The following is a 17,211-nucleotide window of genomic DNA, read 5'->3' as shown; positions in this document are numbered from 1 at the left end:
TTCCACGGGTTCGTCGCCGGCGACGTGCCGGCGGTCCCGCGGAGTTCAGCGCCCTCTCAGCCCGGTGCTCCGAGCTCCCGCGATTGCAAAGGTGGCTCCACGGTAGCGGCCCCTCCGCCGTGGTGAACAGGGGGCCCGGAGTCTTGCAATGATCGGGCCGTGCCTCCTGTCGAGTCCCACCACCACTCCGCCCCGCACTCCCACAGCCATGGCCACGGCCCCGCCGCACCCGTCTCGCGGCATCTGCGCAAGGTCATCGCGGCGGTGCTGATCCCCTTCGCGGCCGCGGTGGCCGTCGGCCTGCTCGTGCTCTGGCCCGGCGGCGCACCGCCCCACAAACCGTCCGGCGTCGGCTTCGACCAGCCCACCGAGCGGGCCAGAGTGACCAAGGTGGCGGAGGTCAACTGCGCGGACGTGCACGCCGAGCAGCAGCCCCAGCCGCCGTCACCGGGCGGGCAGCCGCCGGCCGGGGGAGCGTCGGACAAGGGCAAGCCCTGCGAGCAGGCGACGATCAAGGTCACCACGGGGGAGAACGCCGGGCGCACCTTCAAGACGGTGGTGGCGCCGGACGCCCTGCGCCACTACACCGCCGGCCAGGACGTGGTGGTGGCGTACTCCCCCAAGGCGCCGAAGGAGTTGCAGTACTCGGTCAGCGATGTCGACCGCTCGCTCCCGATGTGGGTGCTGGCGGCGGTCTTCGCCCTCGCGGTGGTGCTCGTCGGCCGGCTGCGCGGCGTCCTCGCGCTGGTGGCCCTCGCGGCGAGCTTCGTGGTCCTGACGTTGTTCATCCTCCCGGCGATCCTCCAGGGCTCCGATCCGCTGGTGGTGGCGGTGGTCGGGGGCAGCGCGATCATGCTGATCGCGCTGTATCTGTGCCACGGGCTGACGGCGCGCACATCGGTGGCCGTCCTCGGCACCCTGGCGTCCCTGCTGCTGATCGGGCTGCTCGGGTCGGTGTTCATCAACTGGGCGCTGCTGACCGGTAATACGGATGACACCACCGGGCTGGTGCACGGCCTGTACCCGGACATCGAGATCCGCGGTCTGCTGCTCGCGGGGATCATCATCGGGTCGCTCGGGGTGCTCGACGATGTGACGGTGACGCAGACCGCCGCGGTCTGGGAGCTCAAGGAGGCGGATCCGTCGGCCGGCTGGCGCAAGCTGTACGGCGCGGCGATGCGGATCGGGCGGGACCACATCGCGTCCGTCGTCAACACGCTGGTGCTGGCCTACGCGGGCGCGGCGCTGCCGTTGCTTTTGCTGTTCTCGATCGCACAGAGCAGCGTGGGCACGGTCGCCACGAGCGAAGTGGTCGCGGAGGAGGTCGTCCGCACGCTGGTGGGCAGCATCGGTCTGGTCGCGGCGGTACCACTGACGACGCTGCTGGCGGCCCTGGTGGTCTCCGCGGACCGCAGGGAACGGGATGTTCCTCCGGGGGGCGACGGGGCGGGAGGGGGCGTCGGTACGGGCGTCGGTACGGGGGTCGCTACAGGGGCCGGTACGGGGGTCGGTACGGGGGTCGCGGGGGCGGGCGCTGCCGGGGGGCCGGTGTCCGCGACGGTCGGGCGGCAGCGGCGTCATGGGGGGCATGGTCGGCGCCGTAAGCGGTGAGGGGTGGGGGACGCGCGGTGGGGAGAGGGGCGTTGCGACGGGGCGCGAGGGGCGCGTTGCTACGCGGCGGGGCGGGGTGCAAGAGGCGCTGCGACGGGTGGGGCGGGCGCGAGGGGCGCGTTGCGGCGCGGCGGGGCGGAGTGCGAGGGGCGTGTTGGGGCACGGCGGGTGGGCGCGAGGGGCGCTGCGAGGGATGGGTGACGGGTGGGGCCCGGGGGCAGCCGACGGGGGGGGACGCGCGGCGGGCGTTGTGCGGGGCACCGAGGAGTCGGGCGCGACGGAGTGGGGCGCAGCCGCATTGCGGCGGGCAGGCGGGTACGCGGGATGGCCTGCGTACCCGCTGTGGCGTCGGCATGGACGGTCGGTGCGGGAGACGACTTCCGGTGTGGGACGGGACTTCCGATGCGCGCGGGACGGGGTCAGCCCGCCGGGGCCTCGGTGAGGATCCGGTCCAGCACGGCCTCCAGGGTGTCGCAGACCTCTTCCTTACCGAGCGGCACGAGCCGGTCCGTGCGGTCCAGGAAGGCCACCAGCGGCGCCGCGCTCACCCGGAACAGCGCGCGCTCCGAGCCGACTTGAAGGCTGATGAAGACATCGCTGAGGTGCTCGGGGGAGGCCGGCTCGATGCGCACATCACCCTCACCGGACGGCCGGCTGAGCCCGTCCAGCAGCAACTCCCGACCGAACGCCCAGGTCACAGGTGCATCGCCGGGCAGGTCGAAGGTGAGGCGGACGGCGTACGGATCGGCGCAGGCGAAGTCCAGCTCCACCGGAATCCGGAACGCGAGCTCATCCGAGACGACGAAGCTCATGATCACTTCTGCCTGAACTGTGTCGGTCATCAACCACTGCCCCGCACTTGATCGGAGATGGCCGGGAAACATCCCCCGTAGCCCTATTGGCGCCATCGTCTGCCAGGTCCCAGCAGATCACAAGGAGTGAGTTTTCAGATACTGATAGAGAAGGCGAGTGTCGTTAGTGTCGCCTCCGCCATTTTTCGTAGTCGGTCCGTAACGGACCGCAATCGATGCAGTTCGTCCGCAGGCAGAGAAATCGCCAGCGCCGCGGAAGCCGCCCCGACCTGAATGGGGATGGCTGCGCACACCGTGCCAAGGGCATATTCCTGGCGCTCATAAGCCACTTGACCGCGACGCACTGTATCCAAACGATGCAGCAAATCGTCCTCAGTTCGCACGGAAAAGGGTGTTATCGACTGGACGGGATAGCGCGCGAGATGCTCCTTCCTTGATGCCTCGTCAAGCTGCGCGAGCAGGCACTGGCCAATCGCATGGGCGTGGGCGGTGGTGCGGAAATCGACCCACTCCTCCACGGGCGGCCGCTCCGGGTCGTCGGTCACCGCGACCACTTCAACTTCACCCTCACGGTAGACAGCGAAGTAGACGGCGGCGCTCAATTCCTGGCCGGCCACCGCCAGGGCGTCGGAGATCCGCGCCCGCTGCCGGCGCCCCGCCCCGGCCCGGCCGATGGCCTCGGCGGCCGCACCGAGGACGAACACGCCGTGCTCGCGGTGCAGATAGCCCTCGTGCGTCAGGGTCCGCAGCAGGTGGTAGGTCGTCGGCAGCGGCAGACCGGTCTCCCTGGCGAGCTGCTTGGCGGGCGCGCCGCCGGGGTGGGCGCCCACTGCCTCCAGCAGCCTCAGCGCCCGCTGTACCGATCCGATCAGGGTGGGATGAGAGACGGATTCGCCATTCACGAGTGACAACGCCTACCCCCAGATCCGCTCGCGGTGGGGCACGGGGGCCCGGTCGCGGGACACACTCCCGCCACCGCGCGCGTCTCCCGGGCCCCCGCGTGCCGGCCGGACCGGTCTCGCTTCACTCGGAATATCCCGGAATGCCACCATCCGGAAGACGCCTGCGAGCCGCACTCTAACTCGGTCGATCCAGGCCGTAAGCGGAAATTCAGGGAGTCACCCCGCCTGGTCCCCGTGTGGACGCGAGCGGGCGGGATTGATTCGACATCGAAATCGATTGCACCACCCTTGGGCGATTTGAGACGCCCCCGATCGGCCGGTTCGGGGTATGGCGGGGTGAAGTTGGCGGGTGGGGCGTGGCGGTGAGTTGGCGGCGGTGGTGAGTTGGTGGCGGTGGTGAGGCGGTGCGTGAGGGTGCGGCCCGGGAGGGGTTCGTGGCCCAGGCCCGGAAGTGGCCCGCGGGGCGGTGGCTGGGAGGTGCGGACCGGGAGGGGGTCCGTGGGTCAGCGGCCCGGAAGTGGCCCGCGGGGCGGTGCTCGGGAGGTGGGTCCTAGGGGCGGTGCCACGGGAGGTGGTCCGAGGGGTGCTGCCCAGGAGGTGGTCCGTGGGCGGGTTCGGGCCGGTGGCCGTGAACCTGGGCCGGTGAGTTGGCACCGGATGGCGGTCGCCGTGAGGCGGCGCCGCTGGCCCGGCCGGTGAGCCAGTGGGGTTGAGCTGGCGACTGTGGAGCGGTGCCCAGGGCCCGGTGCCCGTGACCAGTGTCGGTGCGCCGGTGCCGTTGGCTCGGCCCGGTCAGGCGGTGGGATTGAGCTGGCGGCCGTGGAGCGGTGCCCTTGGTCTGGTACCCGTGAGGCGGTGTCGGTGGGGAGGCGCCGTTAGCCCGGCCAGTGAGCCGGTGAGGTTGAGCTGGCGTCCGTGGGGCGCTGTCCGTAGCCCGGTACCCGTGAGGTGGTGTCCGTGAGGTGGTGTCCGTGAGGCAGCGCCGTTGGCTCGGTCCCGTGAGCGGGTGGGGTTGAGCTGGCGTCCGTGGAGCGCTGTCCGTAGCCCGGCGCCCCTGGGGCGATGTCCGTGGGCCGGTGTCGACCGGTCGATGGGGGGCGAGTTGAGGGCCAGGCCGTTGCCGGGCGGGCGGTGCCGATGACGGCGTGGGCCATCCCGACGCCTGGCCGCGCCCTTAAGGAGTCGGCGGGCCGTCCCGAGGACCGGCGGTGGTTGAGCCGGCGGCGGCCGTCGCATCAGCCAGCGGGGCCAGCCGGTTCAACAGACCACAGTCGGTCGACCGTGTGAGCCGCGACGTATCGGCCGCATGGCGCCGCAGTTAGAGACTCCCGCCGGGTGCTCGTCCCCCAATGCCCGGGCCCGGTGCGCGCCGCCCCGCGACCATCACCCGCCCGCCGTCCCGTCGCCACCGCCCTTTGACGCCAGGCGTACCTGAGCAACCTGACGACACCACACCCACGATCACCGCCCTGGTGTACAGCGGGAACGGCCCGCGCGGCGTCCGAAGTCGGCCATGTGAGGCCGGCTGCGCGTGCGGGCCGTTCCGTAGGGCGGGAGTCGGGGCGGTCGACGGCGCCAGGCCGCCCCGATCCGTCTGCCTACCAGTCGCTCTTCGACGAGGACGAGGACGAGCCGGTGAACCTGCGGACCAGGTAGATGGCCCCGGCGATCAGCGCCGCCGCTATGAGGACCTTGAACAGCAGGCCGATCAGGAAGCCGAGCGCGGCAGTGATCAGACCGCCGAAGACGACGATCAGGATGACCGGCACCACGACCCAGGTGACCCACCAAGGAAGCCCTGCGAATATCCCCTTACCAGCCACTGCTCTGCCCTGCTTTCTGTCTGTCGCGCTGTCGCTGTGTGCCTCGCGCTATCTGTCCGCTGCGTTGTCTGAGTGCTGCGCCGTCTATCGCGCCGAAGGCCGCGTTCCGTGTACTGCGTGTCCGCCGCCGTACACGTCCGCTTCCTTCTCTCACGATGCTAGGACGCCGGCCGTGGCCGTGGGGGCCGCGCAGCCCCGACCCTCCCCTGACCCTTCCCCTACGGGTCCCGGGGCCCGTCCCTTAGCTCTCAGGAGGAGAGAAGACCACCATCACCCGGAGGTCCTCGCTGATGTGGTGGAACTTGTGCGGCACCCCGGCCGGGACGAAGACCACACTGCCGCGGGCCACCGACTCCGTCTCCGTGCCGACGGTGATCGCCGCACGGCCGCTGACCACGAGATACACCTCGTCCTGGGCGTGCGGCTGCTGTGGATCGGTGCCGCCCGCGTCCAGCGCGTACAGGCCGACCGACATGGTGCGTTCCCGGACAAACTGCAGATATGCACCGTCGTTCGCGGCCCGCTCCGCCTCCAGCTCATCCAGTCGGAAAGCCTTCATGCCGTTCGCACCCCTCAATAGTTCAGACTCGTCTGCGACGATCTCACCATGAAGCATTTTCTGGTCAAGACGATCGCCAACGCCGCGGCGCTTGCCGTGGCCATCTGGCTGCTCAAGGACATCACCCTCACCGGTGAGAACACCGGCCGCAAAATACTCACCCTGATCCTGGTCGCGCTGATCTTCGGGCTGGTCAATTTCATCGTCAAGCCCGTGGTGAAGTTGCTCTCCTTCCCCTTGTTCATCCTCACCCTCGGCTTGATCACGCTGGTCGTGAATGCCCTGATGCTGTTGCTCACCTCCTGGCTCGCCGGCAAGGCGGACCTCGCCTTCCATGTGGGCGGCTTCTGGACGGCACTGCTCGGCGGCGTGATCATTTCCATCGTGGCCTGGGCGATGCATGTGGTTCTTCCCGACGAGGACTGACTCTTGAACGCCCCCTTCCGCATCTGCTTCGTCTGCACCGGCAATATCTGCCGGTCGCCGATGGCGGAGTCCGTCGTCCGCGCCCACCTCGCGGAGGACGGGCTCGACGGCCTGGTCGAGGTCGACAGCGCGGGCACCGGCGGTTGGCACGAGGGCGACGGAGCCGACCCGCGCACGGTCGCCGTACTGCGCGCGGGCGGCTATCCGCACGCCCACACCGCCCGGCAGTTCCATGCCTCATGGTTCGACCGCCTCGACCTGGTCATCGCGCTCGACTCCGGCCATCTGCGCGAGCTGCGCGGCCTGGCCCCCACCGAGCAGGACGCCGCCAAGGTCCGCCTGCTGCGCTCTTACGAGAAGGGCGCGGCGGGGGCCGCCGGCCCGGACCGGCTCCCCGGCTCCCGGTCCGGCTCCGACCTCACGGACGATCTGGACGTTCCCGATCCCTACTACGGCGGATTCGAGGGCTTCGAGGAGTGCCTGCAGATGATCGAGTCCGCGAGCGAGGGCCTGCTGGCAGCGGTCCGGGCCGCGCTCACGGCCCGTACCGCGGGTGCCGCCCGCACACCCGGGCACGACAGCCCGCGCGGCCTGCCGGAGCCGCACCGGCCGCGGAACAAGGAGCGCACATGACGGGCGACGGCACCCGCGTCGTACGGGCCGGGCTTCCGGAGCCCGAGGCGTACGAGCCGGCCCTCCCCGGGCCGGTGTTCGCGGCGCACTACCACCTCCCCGGCGACGCCGTCGGCCCGTACACGTACGGCCGCGACGCCAACCCGACCTGGACGCGGCTGGAACAGGCCATCGGTGAACTCGAATCACCGGATATTCCCGCCCATACCGTGGCATTCGCCTCCGGGATGGCGGCGATCAGCGCCGTCCTCTTCTCCCAGCTGCGCACCGGTGACGCCGTGGTGTTCCCCAGCGACGGCTACCAGCTGCTGTCGGCCGTCCGGACGCGGCTGGAGAGCTACGGCATCGAGGTCCGCACGGCGCCGACGGCCCGTGACGCACAACTCGATGCCCTGGACGGCGCCCGGCTGCTGTGGATCGAGACGCCCTCCAACCCCGGCCTCGATGTCTGCGACATCCAGCGGCTGTCCGACGAGGCCCACCGTCGCGGCGCACTGGTCGCCGTCGACAACACCCTCGCCACCCCGCTCGGCCAGCGACCGCTGGGCCTCGGCGCGGACTTCTCGGTGGCCAGCGGTACCAAGGCGCTGACCGGCCATGGCGATGTGCTGCTGGGGTACGTCAGCACCCGTGATGCCGCGCCGGCCGATGCCGTGCGGCTGTGGCGCAAGACCGTGGGCGCGATCCCCGGCCCGATGGAGAGCTGGCTCGCGCATCGCTCGCTCGCCACTCTCGCACTGCGCGTCCGCCAGCAGTCACAGAACGCGTTGGCGCTGGCCGCAGCGCTGGCCGACCGCCCCGAGGTCACCGGCCTGCGCCATCCCGGACTGCCGACCGACCCGTCCCACTCGCTCGCCGTCCGGCAGATGCACCCGGGCCGCTTCGGCTCCGTGGTGAGCTTCGTGCTTCCCGACAAGGCCTACGCTGAGCGGTTCCTGGCGGCGCTGACCCTGGTCGACGACGCGACGAGCTTCGGCGGCGTGCGGTCCAGCGCCGAGCGCCGAGCGCGTTGGGGCGGTGACGCGGTGCCGGAAGGCTTCATCCGCTTCTCCGTCGGCGTCGAGGAGGCAGAGGACCTGATCGCGGATGTCACCCGCGCACTCGACGCGGCCACGCAGAGCTGACCCGGCCATACCGCCGCAGGTCACACAAAGGCACGGACCACTCACAGGGGAATGGCTCGAAACAACACGAGAGAGCCTGAAGCCCCATACGCGTAATACGGCAGAAGAAGGCCGGCAGGGTATCCCCCCTCGTCACCCTGCCGGCCTGCGGCTCCACGCGGGTCCGAGCCCACGTGTTTCACGTGAAACCAACGGTTTCACGTGAAACGACCGCTCGAACAAGGCTAGTTGACTGTGCGTCAGTGCCCCATCACGCTATCCCCTTCACTCGCACAGCGGCGCTACTCGGCCTGCCCCAGCCCGCGGTGACCAGCCAGATCCGGGCGCTGGAGCGCCAGTTGGGCCGCCCGCTCTTCCTCCGGTACACCCGTGGCGTCACCCCCACCACCATCGGCGACGAACTCGCGCACAAGGTGGCGCCGCATCTCGACGCGCTCACCGAGATCACCGAGGCCGGCCTGGACCGGGACTCCGTCACCCGCACCCTGCATCTCGCCGGGCCCCCGGAGTTCCTCGCCGAGCGGGCGCTTCCCGCACTGACCCCGGTGATCGCGCAGGGTCTGTCCATACGCACCGCCTTCGGCTCCGCGGAGGAGCTGCTGACCGGTCTGTCCTCCGGCCATCACGACCTGACGGTCACCACCGCCCGGCCCCGCGGCGGGCTGCTCACCGCCACCCCGCTGTGCGACGAGGAGCACGTACTGATCGCCGCACCGCTCTGGGCGGACCAGCTGGGCGGACCTGCGGCGCTGGAAGCCCGGGGCGCTCGGACCCCGTACCGCTCGTCGAGGTCCACGAGAGCCTGCCGCTGATCGCCCGCTACTGGTCCACGGTCTTCGACGCCGAGCCCGCGGCCTCCGCCGCCGTCTCCGGGCGGTGCTGTCCTGTGTCGCGGCCGGGGCGGGGATCGCCGTGCTGCCCCGCTTATCTGTGCGCCGACGCCCTCAGCCGCGGTGAGGTCGTCGCCCTGCTCGACCCGCCGATGCCTCCGCTGCGGACCTATTTCCTGGCCGTACGGACCGGGACGCTCGGGCTGCCGCATATCGCGCGGGCGCAGGAATGGCTGCTGCGGGCCGCCGTCGTCTGGTGAACGAGAGGCCTGGGTTTCACCGGGCCTCGACTGCGGCATCTGTCCCCTATGAACGTACGGCCAGTCGTCAAACGCACCGCCCGCGCGATTCTGCTCGACGGCGCGGACCTCGTTCTGATCAAACGCACCAAGCCGGGCCGGGCACCGTATTGGATCACTCCGGGCGGCGGGGTCGAGCCCGAGGACGCCACGGTCGTCGAGGCCCTCCACCGGGAGCTGGACGAGGAACTGGGCGCGAAGATCAAGGACGTGGTGCCGGTCTTCGTCGACACCGTCGAGCACTTCAGCGACGGCGGGGTGGACGGCGTGAAGGTACAGCACTTCTTCGTCTGCCGGCTCGACTCCATGGATCTTTCCCGCCGGCACGGCCCCGAGGTCGACGAGCCCTGCGGGGACTATGAGATCGTCCGGGTCCCCTTCACCCGCGTCGGCATCGCCTCCGTCGAGGTCGTACCGCTGTCGCTGCGGCACTACCTGGACGGCAATATCGAGGGCGTGCGGGCGATGCACGCCCCCGACCTGGGCTGACGGCGCCGCGGCGCGGGCGGTGACTCAGGCGTCGCGGCGGTCGAACCATCCTCGGAACCCGGGCTCGTCCTCCACGGGCCGCCGGGGCCGGGCCCGGGCGAGCACCCGCTCGACCCGGTCGAGGAACTCCGCGTTCAGCTCCTCGACGAAGTCCTCGCGGCCGGCCGCCCGAGGGCCGGCACCGGTCGCCGGACCGGCCTGGGCGACCCGGGATGTGGCGGCCGCCGGGCCGCTGCCGTGCACCGGAGCGTTCTCCGCGGGCGCCGCTTGCTGGGCAGAAGCATCCTGCCGGACCGCTTCGCGGTAGGCGGTGTCCGGGATGTCCTCGTGCAGACCGCCCCGCAGATGTTCGTTGCCGTGCGCCGCACGGCGGAAGGGCTGCCGCTCACCCGCCTCGGCCGCCGCACCGAAGAAGTCGCCGCCCTTGCGCTTGACGTCATCGGTGCCCCAGGCCCGCGCCCCGCGGCCCTGCGCCGGGACCTTCTGCAGATGCGGGATGTGCTTGGCGCAGTGGATGTAGGCCTCCTCGACCTCGACCGTGACCCACAACTGGGCGCGCCGGCCGGGAATCGGATCGACCGGGAGCTCGGGGCAGCGCGCCCGCATCTCCTCGTCCATGACGACCCGGGCACGCCCGTTGATGTGCAGCCCAATGCGGTCACGGGTGAAGTCGATCATCAGGATGCCCAGGCGCGGGTTCTCCGAGATGTTGCCGATGGACGCCATGACACCGTTGCCACGGTATTCGGGGTACGCCAGCGTCCGGTCGTCCAGCACCTGGACGAACCCGGGCGGGCCGGCCCGGAACGTCGAATCGCACTCACCGTGGCGATCGGCCGTGGCCAGGAAGAACATCTCCTGTCGGGCCACGAACTCCTGCATCCGGACGTTGAGATGGTCCAGGACCTGGTCCCCGTAGAAGCGGTCGGCGCGCTCGGTGGTGCCGAGCCGCTGCTGCACCAGGTGTTCGCCGTCGCTTCCGGGGCGTTCCCGCTGCGCCATGCCCCATCACTCCCCTGTCGGACCGGATATTCGCCCTGCGCCCCGCAAAGACCGCCGTGTGCCGCGAAGACCTCAGTCTCCCGCCGCGACCAGCTCTTCCACGGAGTCGTGCCGTATGCGGTCGGCCGGGACGCCGGCCCCGACCAACGCGTCCACACCGCTGCGGATCAACCCCGGCGGCCCGGACAGATATGCGTCATATTCCTGGAACGGACCGTATTGCCGCACTGCGTCCGGAAGTTGCCCGGTCTCGCTGCTCGTCCCGCCACGGGCCGCGGGTCCGGTCGCGACGACCGGGCGGACGGAGAGCCAGGGGTGCGCCTTTTCCAGCTGCAGCATGGTGTCGAGGTCGTAGAGGTCGTGGTCGCTGCGGGCGCCGTAGAAGACCTCCACGGGGCGGTGGATGCCGTGTTCCGCGACGTCCTCGACCAGGGCCTTGAGGGGCGCGATGCCGGTGCCGCCGCCCACGCACAGCAGACCGCTGCGGGTGGTGTGGTCGACGGTCATCGAACCGCCGGGCGCCCCGAGCCGGATGACGTCGCCGGGACGGGCGCGGTGGACCATGGCGTTGGAGACCCAGCCCGCCGGGACCGCCTTGACGTGGAACGAGAGCAGGCCGTCGGAGCGGGGTGCGGAGGCGAAGGAGTAGTGCCGCCAGACCCGCGGCCACCAGGGGGTTTCCACGCTGGTGTACTGGCCCGCGAGGAACGGGTACGGCTGGTCCGGGCGGACCGTCACCACCGCGATGTCGGGTGTGCGCAGCTCGTGCGAGACCACCTCGGCATGCCACCACGCGGGGGCCACGGCCTCATCCGCGGACGCCGCATCGATCATGATCTGCGAGATCGCGGTGTAGGCGCGCACCCACGCGGCCTCGGTCTCCGGCCCCCAGCTGGACGTCGCGTAGCGCCCGAGCGCGGCGAGCAGGCACTCGCCGACGGCCGGGTAGTGGTCGGGCAGGGTGCCGTATTTGCGGTGGCCACGGCCGAGGTTCGCCAGGTAGGCGGTGAGCACATCGGCGTCGTCGACGTGCTGGGCGGCGGTGAGCAGCGCCTTGAAGAGGCGGTCGCGCTGGGTGTCCATCGACGCGGGGAACAGCGCCCGCAGGTCGGGGTACTGGACGAAGAGCAGCGCGTAGAAGTACGAGGTGACCTTGTCGGCCACGGGCTCGATCTCCGTCATGGTGCGACGGATGAGTATCGCGTCGGGCGAGGCAGGGGTGGCCGAGGAGGCCGAGGCCCGCACCGCCTCGAGAGAGGGCTCCGGGGCAGGAGCGGCGGGACGCTCCCTGGGGGCGAAGACGGAGCCGGGGGCAGCGGACTCGGCGGGAGCAGCGGGGGCCTGGCTCTGGACGGGCTGTTGCTGGGCAGCCGCCTGCTGGACCGGGGGCTGCTGGACGGACCGTTGCTGGGCAGCGGGTTCCTGAGCGGGCGGCTGCTGAACGGCTCGTTGCTGGGCAGCCGGTTCCTGAACAGGGGGCTGCTGGACAGTCGGGTCCTGAGCGTGCGGCTGCTGAACGGCCGGTTGCTGGACAGCCGGTTCCTGAACAGGGGGTTGCTGAACGGGCCGCTGTGGGGCCACCGGCTGCTGAACGTGCGGTTCCGGAACCGTCGGCTCCGGAACCGGGGCGGCTCCGGTGGCGGCGTGCGCCGTGGGCGGCTGCGTGGCGTGCGCCGGTTCGTGTACGGGCTCGGGCTCCGGGCCCGGGCCGGACACCCGCTCCCAGATCGGCCAACTGCCCCGGAACGGATCACGGTCCGCGGTGGGGGCGGGCTCGGCCTCGTGCTGCGGCGCCGTGTAGGCGGAGGGGCCGTACCCGGGGGCCACTGCGGACCGGCCCGCAGGGTGAGCTGCGGCGGGGGCCTCGGTGGAGGAGGGGGCGGCATGCTGACGGGTCGCCTCGGCGGGGCGCGTCTGCGCGACCCGCGGCGGCTCCGTGTCGCTCTCGCGCTCGGCCGCGGTGCCTACCGGCCGGATCGGATTGACCGGACGACTGGGTATGTCCTCCCGGTCGTTCCGGTCCGTTCTTTCGTGCCGCTGGTGGCGATCTCTGTACTCGTCGCGGTCGTGGTGTGCACTCCGCTCGTCGGGTTCGGTCCGGCCGTTCTCGTTCTCTTGCCGGTCCTGGTTTTGCCGCTCCTGTGGATCTCCGGAGGACTTCTTCGCCGACGGAGTGAACCAACCCCAATCGCCACTGTTCCCGCCGGAAGAGCCGTTATCGGCCGACGTGGTGGTCGGAGCGTCCATGGTCTGCCTCGCCTCGAACGTCTTTCGGTTGTCTACGCACTTCCGTGATCGGAACTGCCCGGAATTCCCCCGCCTGCCCCGGAATTGTTAATCGACTCAAGCGATCCCGGCAACACCCTCCAAAGCGGACAAATCTCACGTCCTTGCGACAATGCGGAGCAGATGCCGCGTCAGCAGCATCCCACTCTTGCTCACCCACCGGACAAATTGCGGGAAGTGCAGGCGCCGAGGGTCGCTTCACCGCTAGGCTGACGAGTTTCGCCCGACCTTCGTGCACCCGCGGAAGCACTCACCTCCGCCAAGCCGGAGTCGACCATACCGGCAGCGGTTGAAACCACAAGACCTGATCTTGGAGCACCCCGCACGAGCCTCCGATAGCAGTGATCCTCCCCACAGAGCGCAATTTCAGTGGATACAGGGGGCGATTCCGCCGGGGAACTCGGAATTACCCGCCAGTACGGACCAGTTCGTAAGCCTCACGCAGATCACGGCCCGCGTACACATATGAGGCCAGGTCGCTGACATGGTGATCGGCATTCACAGCAATGGACCGCGGAACCGCCGCGAACAGTTCGGTGTCCGACATCGAGTCGCCATATGCCACGCAGTCGGCCCGGGTCAACCCGTACTGCGCGCAGAGTTCATCGGCGATCCGCACCTTCGCCGCCGAGGAGAGGATGCCCGCCGGATCCACCGGCTGCCGGATCGGCACCGTGGGCCAGCGTGAGCCGTGCGCCGTGTCTGCGCCCCAGCCCAGCAGCCGTTCGACGAAGAACGCCGGCGACAGGGAGATCACCGCGCACCGTTCACCACGCGCCCGGATATCCGCCCAGACCTCCCGGATCCCGGTCAGCCAGGGCGCGCCCTCGAAGGCCGCGGCCACCTGAAGCTCGGTCAGCTCGGCGGCCCACATGTCACATGCCAGTTGTGCGAACCGGACGGGTGTCAGCTCGCCCGCGGCGAATCCCCTTTCCAGCTCGGCGATCTCCCGCTCCAGCCCGAGCCGGCGGGAGATCTCGACAGCGGCCGCGGACCCGTGAAGCAGGGTCCCGTCCATGTCGAACAAATGCAGCTTGCCCATACCCCCCGAGCCTAGAGGCCCGCCCGACGAGCGGCCCGGACAGAACCGGGGATGGCTACGACCGGCTGCCCGCGGGGCTGGAAACGGTCGGCGGTCGGCGGGGGCACGGTCCCGGGACGGGCGGTGGCCCTCGGCGGCCATACGGTGCCGAAACGGGCGGCGGCCCGCGGCTAGGTACGGTCCACAGCCCGGGGGGCGGTCCACGGTGTACACGGGGGGAACGTACTCAAGCCCTGGGGCCCGACCGAGCGCGGCAGCCGACCGCGCGCCGCACGGTCGGCCAGGTCCCGCGCCGACCGGGCGCGAAGAAGCCGTACCGAGGGCGCGGGGGTCCGCCTGGCAGCGAGCTCGCGGGGTCCTCAGGCGAGGCCGCTCTCCGCTATCGCCGCGAGGGCGATCCGGTGGTCCTGCTCGGGCGAGCCTCCGCCGAAGCCGAGCGCGCCGATCAGCCGGTCGTCACGGTGGAGCGGCACCCCGCCGGCGAGGAAGAGCAGCGGCCGGTCCAGCGCCGTTGGCAGCGTGTGGAAGAGCCCGTCGGGCCGGACGAGGTCGACGAGGTCAGCGGTCGGTGTGTCCAACTGCAGTGCGGTGTACGCCTTGCGGGTGCTGGTCTCCCCGGAGATCAGCACGGCCGCGTCGTCGCGCCGGAAGCCGAGCAGATGGCCGCCCGCATCCAGGACGGTGACGCTGCCGCGCACCCCGAGACCCTCTGCCGCCCGGGCGGCAGCCTCGATGAGGGCATCGGCCTCGCGGGTGGTGAGCGGACGGACGGTGGGGGCGGCCTCGGTGGCGGGGGTGATGGTGCTCATGAGAGGTGTTCCTTGGGGAGGTAGCGGTGCTGGTGCTGGGTGCTGGTGGTGCCGTGCGTGCTGCGGGTGCTCGTCAGCGCTTTCCGAGGTGCTGACGAAGGGCAGTCGGCCGGTGGCGGCGCCGTACGGCGCCAAGGTCAGCCGTGCGTCACGCGCACGGGCTCATCGGCGACGGCGGCGGGTCCGCCGGCGGCCACCACCTGGCCGCGGCTCTTCTGGCGTCGCTCCAGGGCGGAGGCGAATATCGCCACCCCGAGGGCGGCGGCGGTCATCAGCGCACCGACCCAGTTGGGCGCGGTGTAGCCGAGGCCGGCCGAGATGACGATTCCGCCGAGCCAGGCGGCCAGGGCGTTGCCGAAGTTGAAGGCCGCGATATTGCCCGCCGAGGCGAGGGCGGGAGCCGAGGCGGCCTGGTCCATCACCCGCTTCTGGAGCGGCGGCACGGTGGCGAAGCCGAAGATGCCGATCAGCGCGATGGTGACGATGGCGGCGGTCTTGCTGTGCGCGGTGAAGGTGAACGCGGCGAGCGAGAGCGCCAGCCCCGTCATCGACACATAGAGCATGGGCATCATGGCGCGGTCGGTGAAGCGGCCGGAGACCAGATTTCCGCCGACCATGCCGAGGCCGAAGACGGCCGTCAGCCAGATCACGGAGGACGGGGCGAAGCCGGTGACCTCGGTCATCATCGAGGCGAGGTAGGTGACGGCCGCGAAGACACCGCCGAAGCCCAGGACCGTCATCACCATCGCCAGGCCGACCTGGGGGTTGCGGAAGACAGCAAGCTCGCTGCCCATGGGGGAAGCCGCCTTCGCCCGCTGCGCCGGGATCAGCCGGACGATGCCCAGCAGGCCGATCACGCCGAGCACGGTGATGGCGTAGAACGTGGTGCGCCAGTCGAAGTGCTGACTGAGCAGCGTGCCGACCGGCACCCCCACGACGTTGGCGACGGTCAGACCGCTGAACATCAACGAGATGGCGGTGGCGCGCTTCTCGGGGGCGACGAGGTCGGCCGCCACGAGCGCGCCGATGCCGAAGAACGCGCCGTGCGTGAAGGCGGCGACGATCCGCCCCGCGAGCAGGATCCCGAAGGTGGGCGCGACGGCGGTGAGCAGATTGCCCGCGATGAACAGGCCCATCAGCAGCATCAGCATCTGCTTGCGGGTGAAGCGCGTGCCGAGAGCCGTCATCAGGGGCGCTCCGACGACCACACCGAGGGCGTAGAGCGTGGTCGCGTATCCGGCGAGCGGGATGGAGATACCGAAGCCGGCCGCCATGTCGGGCAGCAGGCCCATGACTGCGAACTCGGTCGTTCCGATCCCGAAGGCACCGATGGCAAGAGCCAGGAGTGCGAGAGGCATGACGGATCCCTTCACATCATTGCGTCCGCCGCTTACAAGCGCCGACAATAATTGCAAACGCGGGTTAATGCAAGCGCGGGATATTTCGCCGGTGGCCTATCCTGGCTCGTGCGACCCATGAGGAGGTCTTCGATGACGCAGCAGACGCGCGAGAAGCAAGCCACGCAGGAAACGACGGCCGCCGCGCCCGACTGCCCGCCGGCAGCCACTCCGGCACTGGCGCAGGGCTGGTGCGCGCTGTCCGCACTGCACGGCCGCATCGAGACGCACATCGAGCGCGCGCTGCAGACCCGGCACGACCTCAGCGTCCGCGAGTTCTCGGTCCTCAACGTGCTCAGCGAGCAGCACGACGGGCCCGGCGGCCATCTGCGGATGCACCAGGTCGCGGACTCCGTCGTGCTGAGCCAGAGCGCCACCACCCGCCTGGTGACCCGGCTCGAGGACCGCGGCCTACTCTCGCGCTACCTGTGCCCCGACGACCGGCGCGGCATCTACACCAATGTCACGCCCGAGGGCCGCACGCTCCTCGTGGAGGCCCGGCCCACCCATGACGGCGCCCTGCGCGAGGCTCTCCAGGACGCCGCGCAGCGCCCTGAGTTGGCACCGCTCGTCACCGCCGTCGAAACTCTCGCCCCGTCCGAGTGAGGACCGCGGGCGGGGCAGGGGACGAGGCGCCGACCACCTGCCGCCCCCGGGGATCGGTCGGCATAAGGTCGCGCCCATGAGTGACATCGAGATACGCCGCGCGACCGAAGCCGATCTGCCCGCCATCGTCGCCATGCTTGCCGACGATCCGTTGGGCGCCGTCCGCGAGTCCCCGGACGACCTGACGCCGTACCGCGCCGCGTTCGAGGTGCTGGCCGCCGACCCGCAGCAGCACCTCATGGTCGCGGTCCGCGACGGGCGGACGATCGGCACGCTCCAGCTCACGGTCGTCCCCGGGCTGTCCCGCCGCGGCGCCACCCGCTCGATCATCGAGGGCGTACGGATCCACCGCGACGAGCGCGGCACCGGCCTGGGTACCGAGCTGATCGAGTGGGCGGTGGCGGAGTCCCGCACGCTCGGCTGCCAGATGGTGCAGCTCACCTCGGACGCGACCCGGGTCGACGCGCACCGCTTTTACGAGCGCCTCGGGTTCGAGGCCTCCCACCTGGGCTTCAAGCTCCCGCTCTGAGCCGCGGGCCGTCCGGTCGGCCCGGCCGAGGC

The 17,211-nt window shown here is 70.7% G+C and carries 16 protein-coding genes and 1 pseudogene; 8 read left to right on the top strand and 9 right to left on the bottom strand.

Features of this window, described 5'->3' with window-relative positions:
- Positions 1-159 precede the first annotated feature (159 nt).
- Positions 160-1,611: a YibE/F family protein gene (locus IEY78_RS07475; protein ID WP_189096781.1), complete on the top strand. Its 1,452-nt coding sequence runs from the start codon at positions 160-162 to the stop codon at positions 1,609-1,611.
- 419 nt (positions 1,612-2,030) lie between these two features.
- On the opposite strand, the gene IEY78_RS07470 is transcribed toward IEY78_RS07475, so the two are convergent.
- The 4 genes from IEY78_RS07470 to IEY78_RS07455 all read right to left on the bottom strand — a co-directional run bounded on the left by IEY78_RS07470 (position 2,031) and on the right by IEY78_RS07455 (position 5,707).
- Positions 2,031-2,453, bottom strand: a complete 423-nt coding sequence (locus IEY78_RS07470; RefSeq protein WP_189096780.1) for an SsgA family sporulation/cell division regulator — start codon at positions 2,451-2,453, stop codon at positions 2,031-2,033.
- A gap of 104 nt (positions 2,454-2,557) precedes the next feature.
- Positions 2,558-3,325 carry an IclR family transcriptional regulator gene (locus IEY78_RS07465; protein ID WP_373294078.1) on the bottom strand — a complete coding sequence of 256 codons (768 nt, stop codon included), beginning with the start codon at positions 3,323-3,325 and terminating at the stop codon, positions 2,558-2,560.
- A gap of 1,598 nt (positions 3,326-4,923) precedes the next feature.
- Positions 4,924-5,148: a DUF5326 family protein gene (locus tag IEY78_RS07460; RefSeq protein WP_189096778.1), complete on the bottom strand. Its 225-nt coding sequence runs from the start codon at positions 5,146-5,148 to the stop codon at positions 4,924-4,926.
- Between the two features lie 241 nt (positions 5,149-5,389).
- Positions 5,390-5,707 carry a cupin domain-containing protein gene (locus tag IEY78_RS07455; RefSeq protein WP_189096777.1) on the bottom strand — a complete coding sequence of 106 codons (318 nt, stop codon included), beginning with the start codon at positions 5,705-5,707 and terminating at the stop codon, positions 5,390-5,392.
- A 48-nt stretch (positions 5,708-5,755) separates the two neighbouring features.
- Between IEY78_RS07455 and IEY78_RS07450 the strand changes: the two genes are divergently transcribed.
- The 5 genes and pseudogenes from IEY78_RS07450 to IEY78_RS07430 all read left to right on the top strand — a co-directional run bounded on the left by IEY78_RS07450 (position 5,756) and on the right by IEY78_RS07430 (position 9,508).
- Complete coding sequence (locus tag IEY78_RS07450; protein ID WP_189096776.1) at positions 5,756-6,133, top strand: phage holin family protein; 378 nt, start codon at positions 5,756-5,758, stop codon at positions 6,131-6,133.
- 3 nt (positions 6,134-6,136) lie between these two features.
- Complete coding sequence (locus IEY78_RS07445) at positions 6,137-6,766, top strand: low molecular weight protein-tyrosine-phosphatase (protein ID WP_189096775.1); 630 nt, start codon at positions 6,137-6,139, stop codon at positions 6,764-6,766.
- Positions 6,763-7,890, top strand: coding sequence for a cystathionine gamma-lyase (locus IEY78_RS07440; protein ID WP_189096774.1), 1,128 nt, complete (start codon positions 6,763-6,765; stop codon positions 7,888-7,890). The genes IEY78_RS07445 and IEY78_RS07440 overlap by 4 nt, the downstream gene beginning before the upstream one ends.
- Positions 7,891-8,132: 242 nt before the next feature.
- A pseudogene (locus tag IEY78_RS07435) lies at positions 8,133-8,980 on the top strand (LysR family transcriptional regulator).
- Positions 8,981-9,028: 48 nt separating this feature from the next.
- Positions 9,029-9,508 carry an NUDIX domain-containing protein gene (locus tag IEY78_RS07430; protein WP_189096773.1) on the top strand — a complete coding sequence of 160 codons (480 nt, stop codon included), beginning with the start codon at positions 9,029-9,031 and terminating at the stop codon, positions 9,506-9,508.
- Positions 9,509-9,532: 24 nt separating this feature from the next.
- Here the strand turns inward: IEY78_RS07430 and IEY78_RS07425 are convergent, their stop codons facing one another.
- The 5 genes from IEY78_RS07425 to IEY78_RS07405 all read right to left on the bottom strand — a co-directional run bounded on the left by IEY78_RS07425 (position 9,533) and on the right by IEY78_RS07405 (position 16,005).
- A complete protein-coding gene (locus IEY78_RS07425) occupies positions 9,533-10,510 on the bottom strand; it encodes a pyridoxamine 5'-phosphate oxidase family protein (protein ID WP_189096772.1) in 978 nt (325 codons plus the stop codon).
- Between the two features lie 72 nt (positions 10,511-10,582).
- Entirely contained in the window at positions 10,583-12,757 is a 2,175-nt protein-coding gene (locus tag IEY78_RS07420) for a globin domain-containing protein (RefSeq protein ID WP_189096771.1), read from the bottom strand.
- A 445-nt stretch (positions 12,758-13,202) separates the two neighbouring features.
- A complete protein-coding gene (locus IEY78_RS07415; protein WP_189096770.1) occupies positions 13,203-13,838 on the bottom strand; it encodes an HAD family hydrolase in 636 nt (211 codons plus the stop codon).
- A gap of 359 nt (positions 13,839-14,197) precedes the next feature.
- Positions 14,198-14,647 (bottom strand): GlcG/HbpS family heme-binding protein, encoded by a 450-nt coding sequence (locus tag IEY78_RS07410; protein WP_189096769.1) that lies wholly within the window; start codon positions 14,645-14,647, stop codon positions 14,198-14,200.
- Positions 14,648-14,784: 137 nt separating this feature from the next.
- A complete protein-coding gene (locus tag IEY78_RS07405) occupies positions 14,785-16,005 on the bottom strand; it encodes an MFS transporter (protein ID WP_189096768.1) in 1,221 nt (406 codons plus the stop codon).
- A gap of 132 nt (positions 16,006-16,137) precedes the next feature.
- On the opposite strand from IEY78_RS07405, the gene IEY78_RS07400 reads away from it, so the two are divergent.
- Positions 16,138-16,650 carry a MarR family winged helix-turn-helix transcriptional regulator gene (locus IEY78_RS07400; RefSeq protein WP_229699754.1) on the top strand — a complete coding sequence of 171 codons (513 nt, stop codon included), beginning with the start codon at positions 16,138-16,140 and terminating at the stop codon, positions 16,648-16,650.
- Positions 16,651-16,726: 76 nt separating this feature from the next.
- On the top strand, positions 16,727-17,179 hold the full coding sequence (locus IEY78_RS07395; protein ID WP_189096767.1) for a GNAT family N-acetyltransferase: 453 nt from the start codon (positions 16,727-16,729) through the stop codon (positions 17,177-17,179).
- Positions 17,180-17,211: the final 32 nt, after the last annotated feature.

It is taken from the genome of Streptomyces kronopolitis (assembly GCF_014646275.1).
Taxonomy (GTDB): Bacteria; Actinomycetota; Actinomycetes; order Streptomycetales; family Streptomycetaceae; genus Streptomyces; species Streptomyces kronopolitis.
Note: the sequence above shows the minus strand (reverse complement) of the source record. Positions and strands in the feature narration are given on the sequence as shown.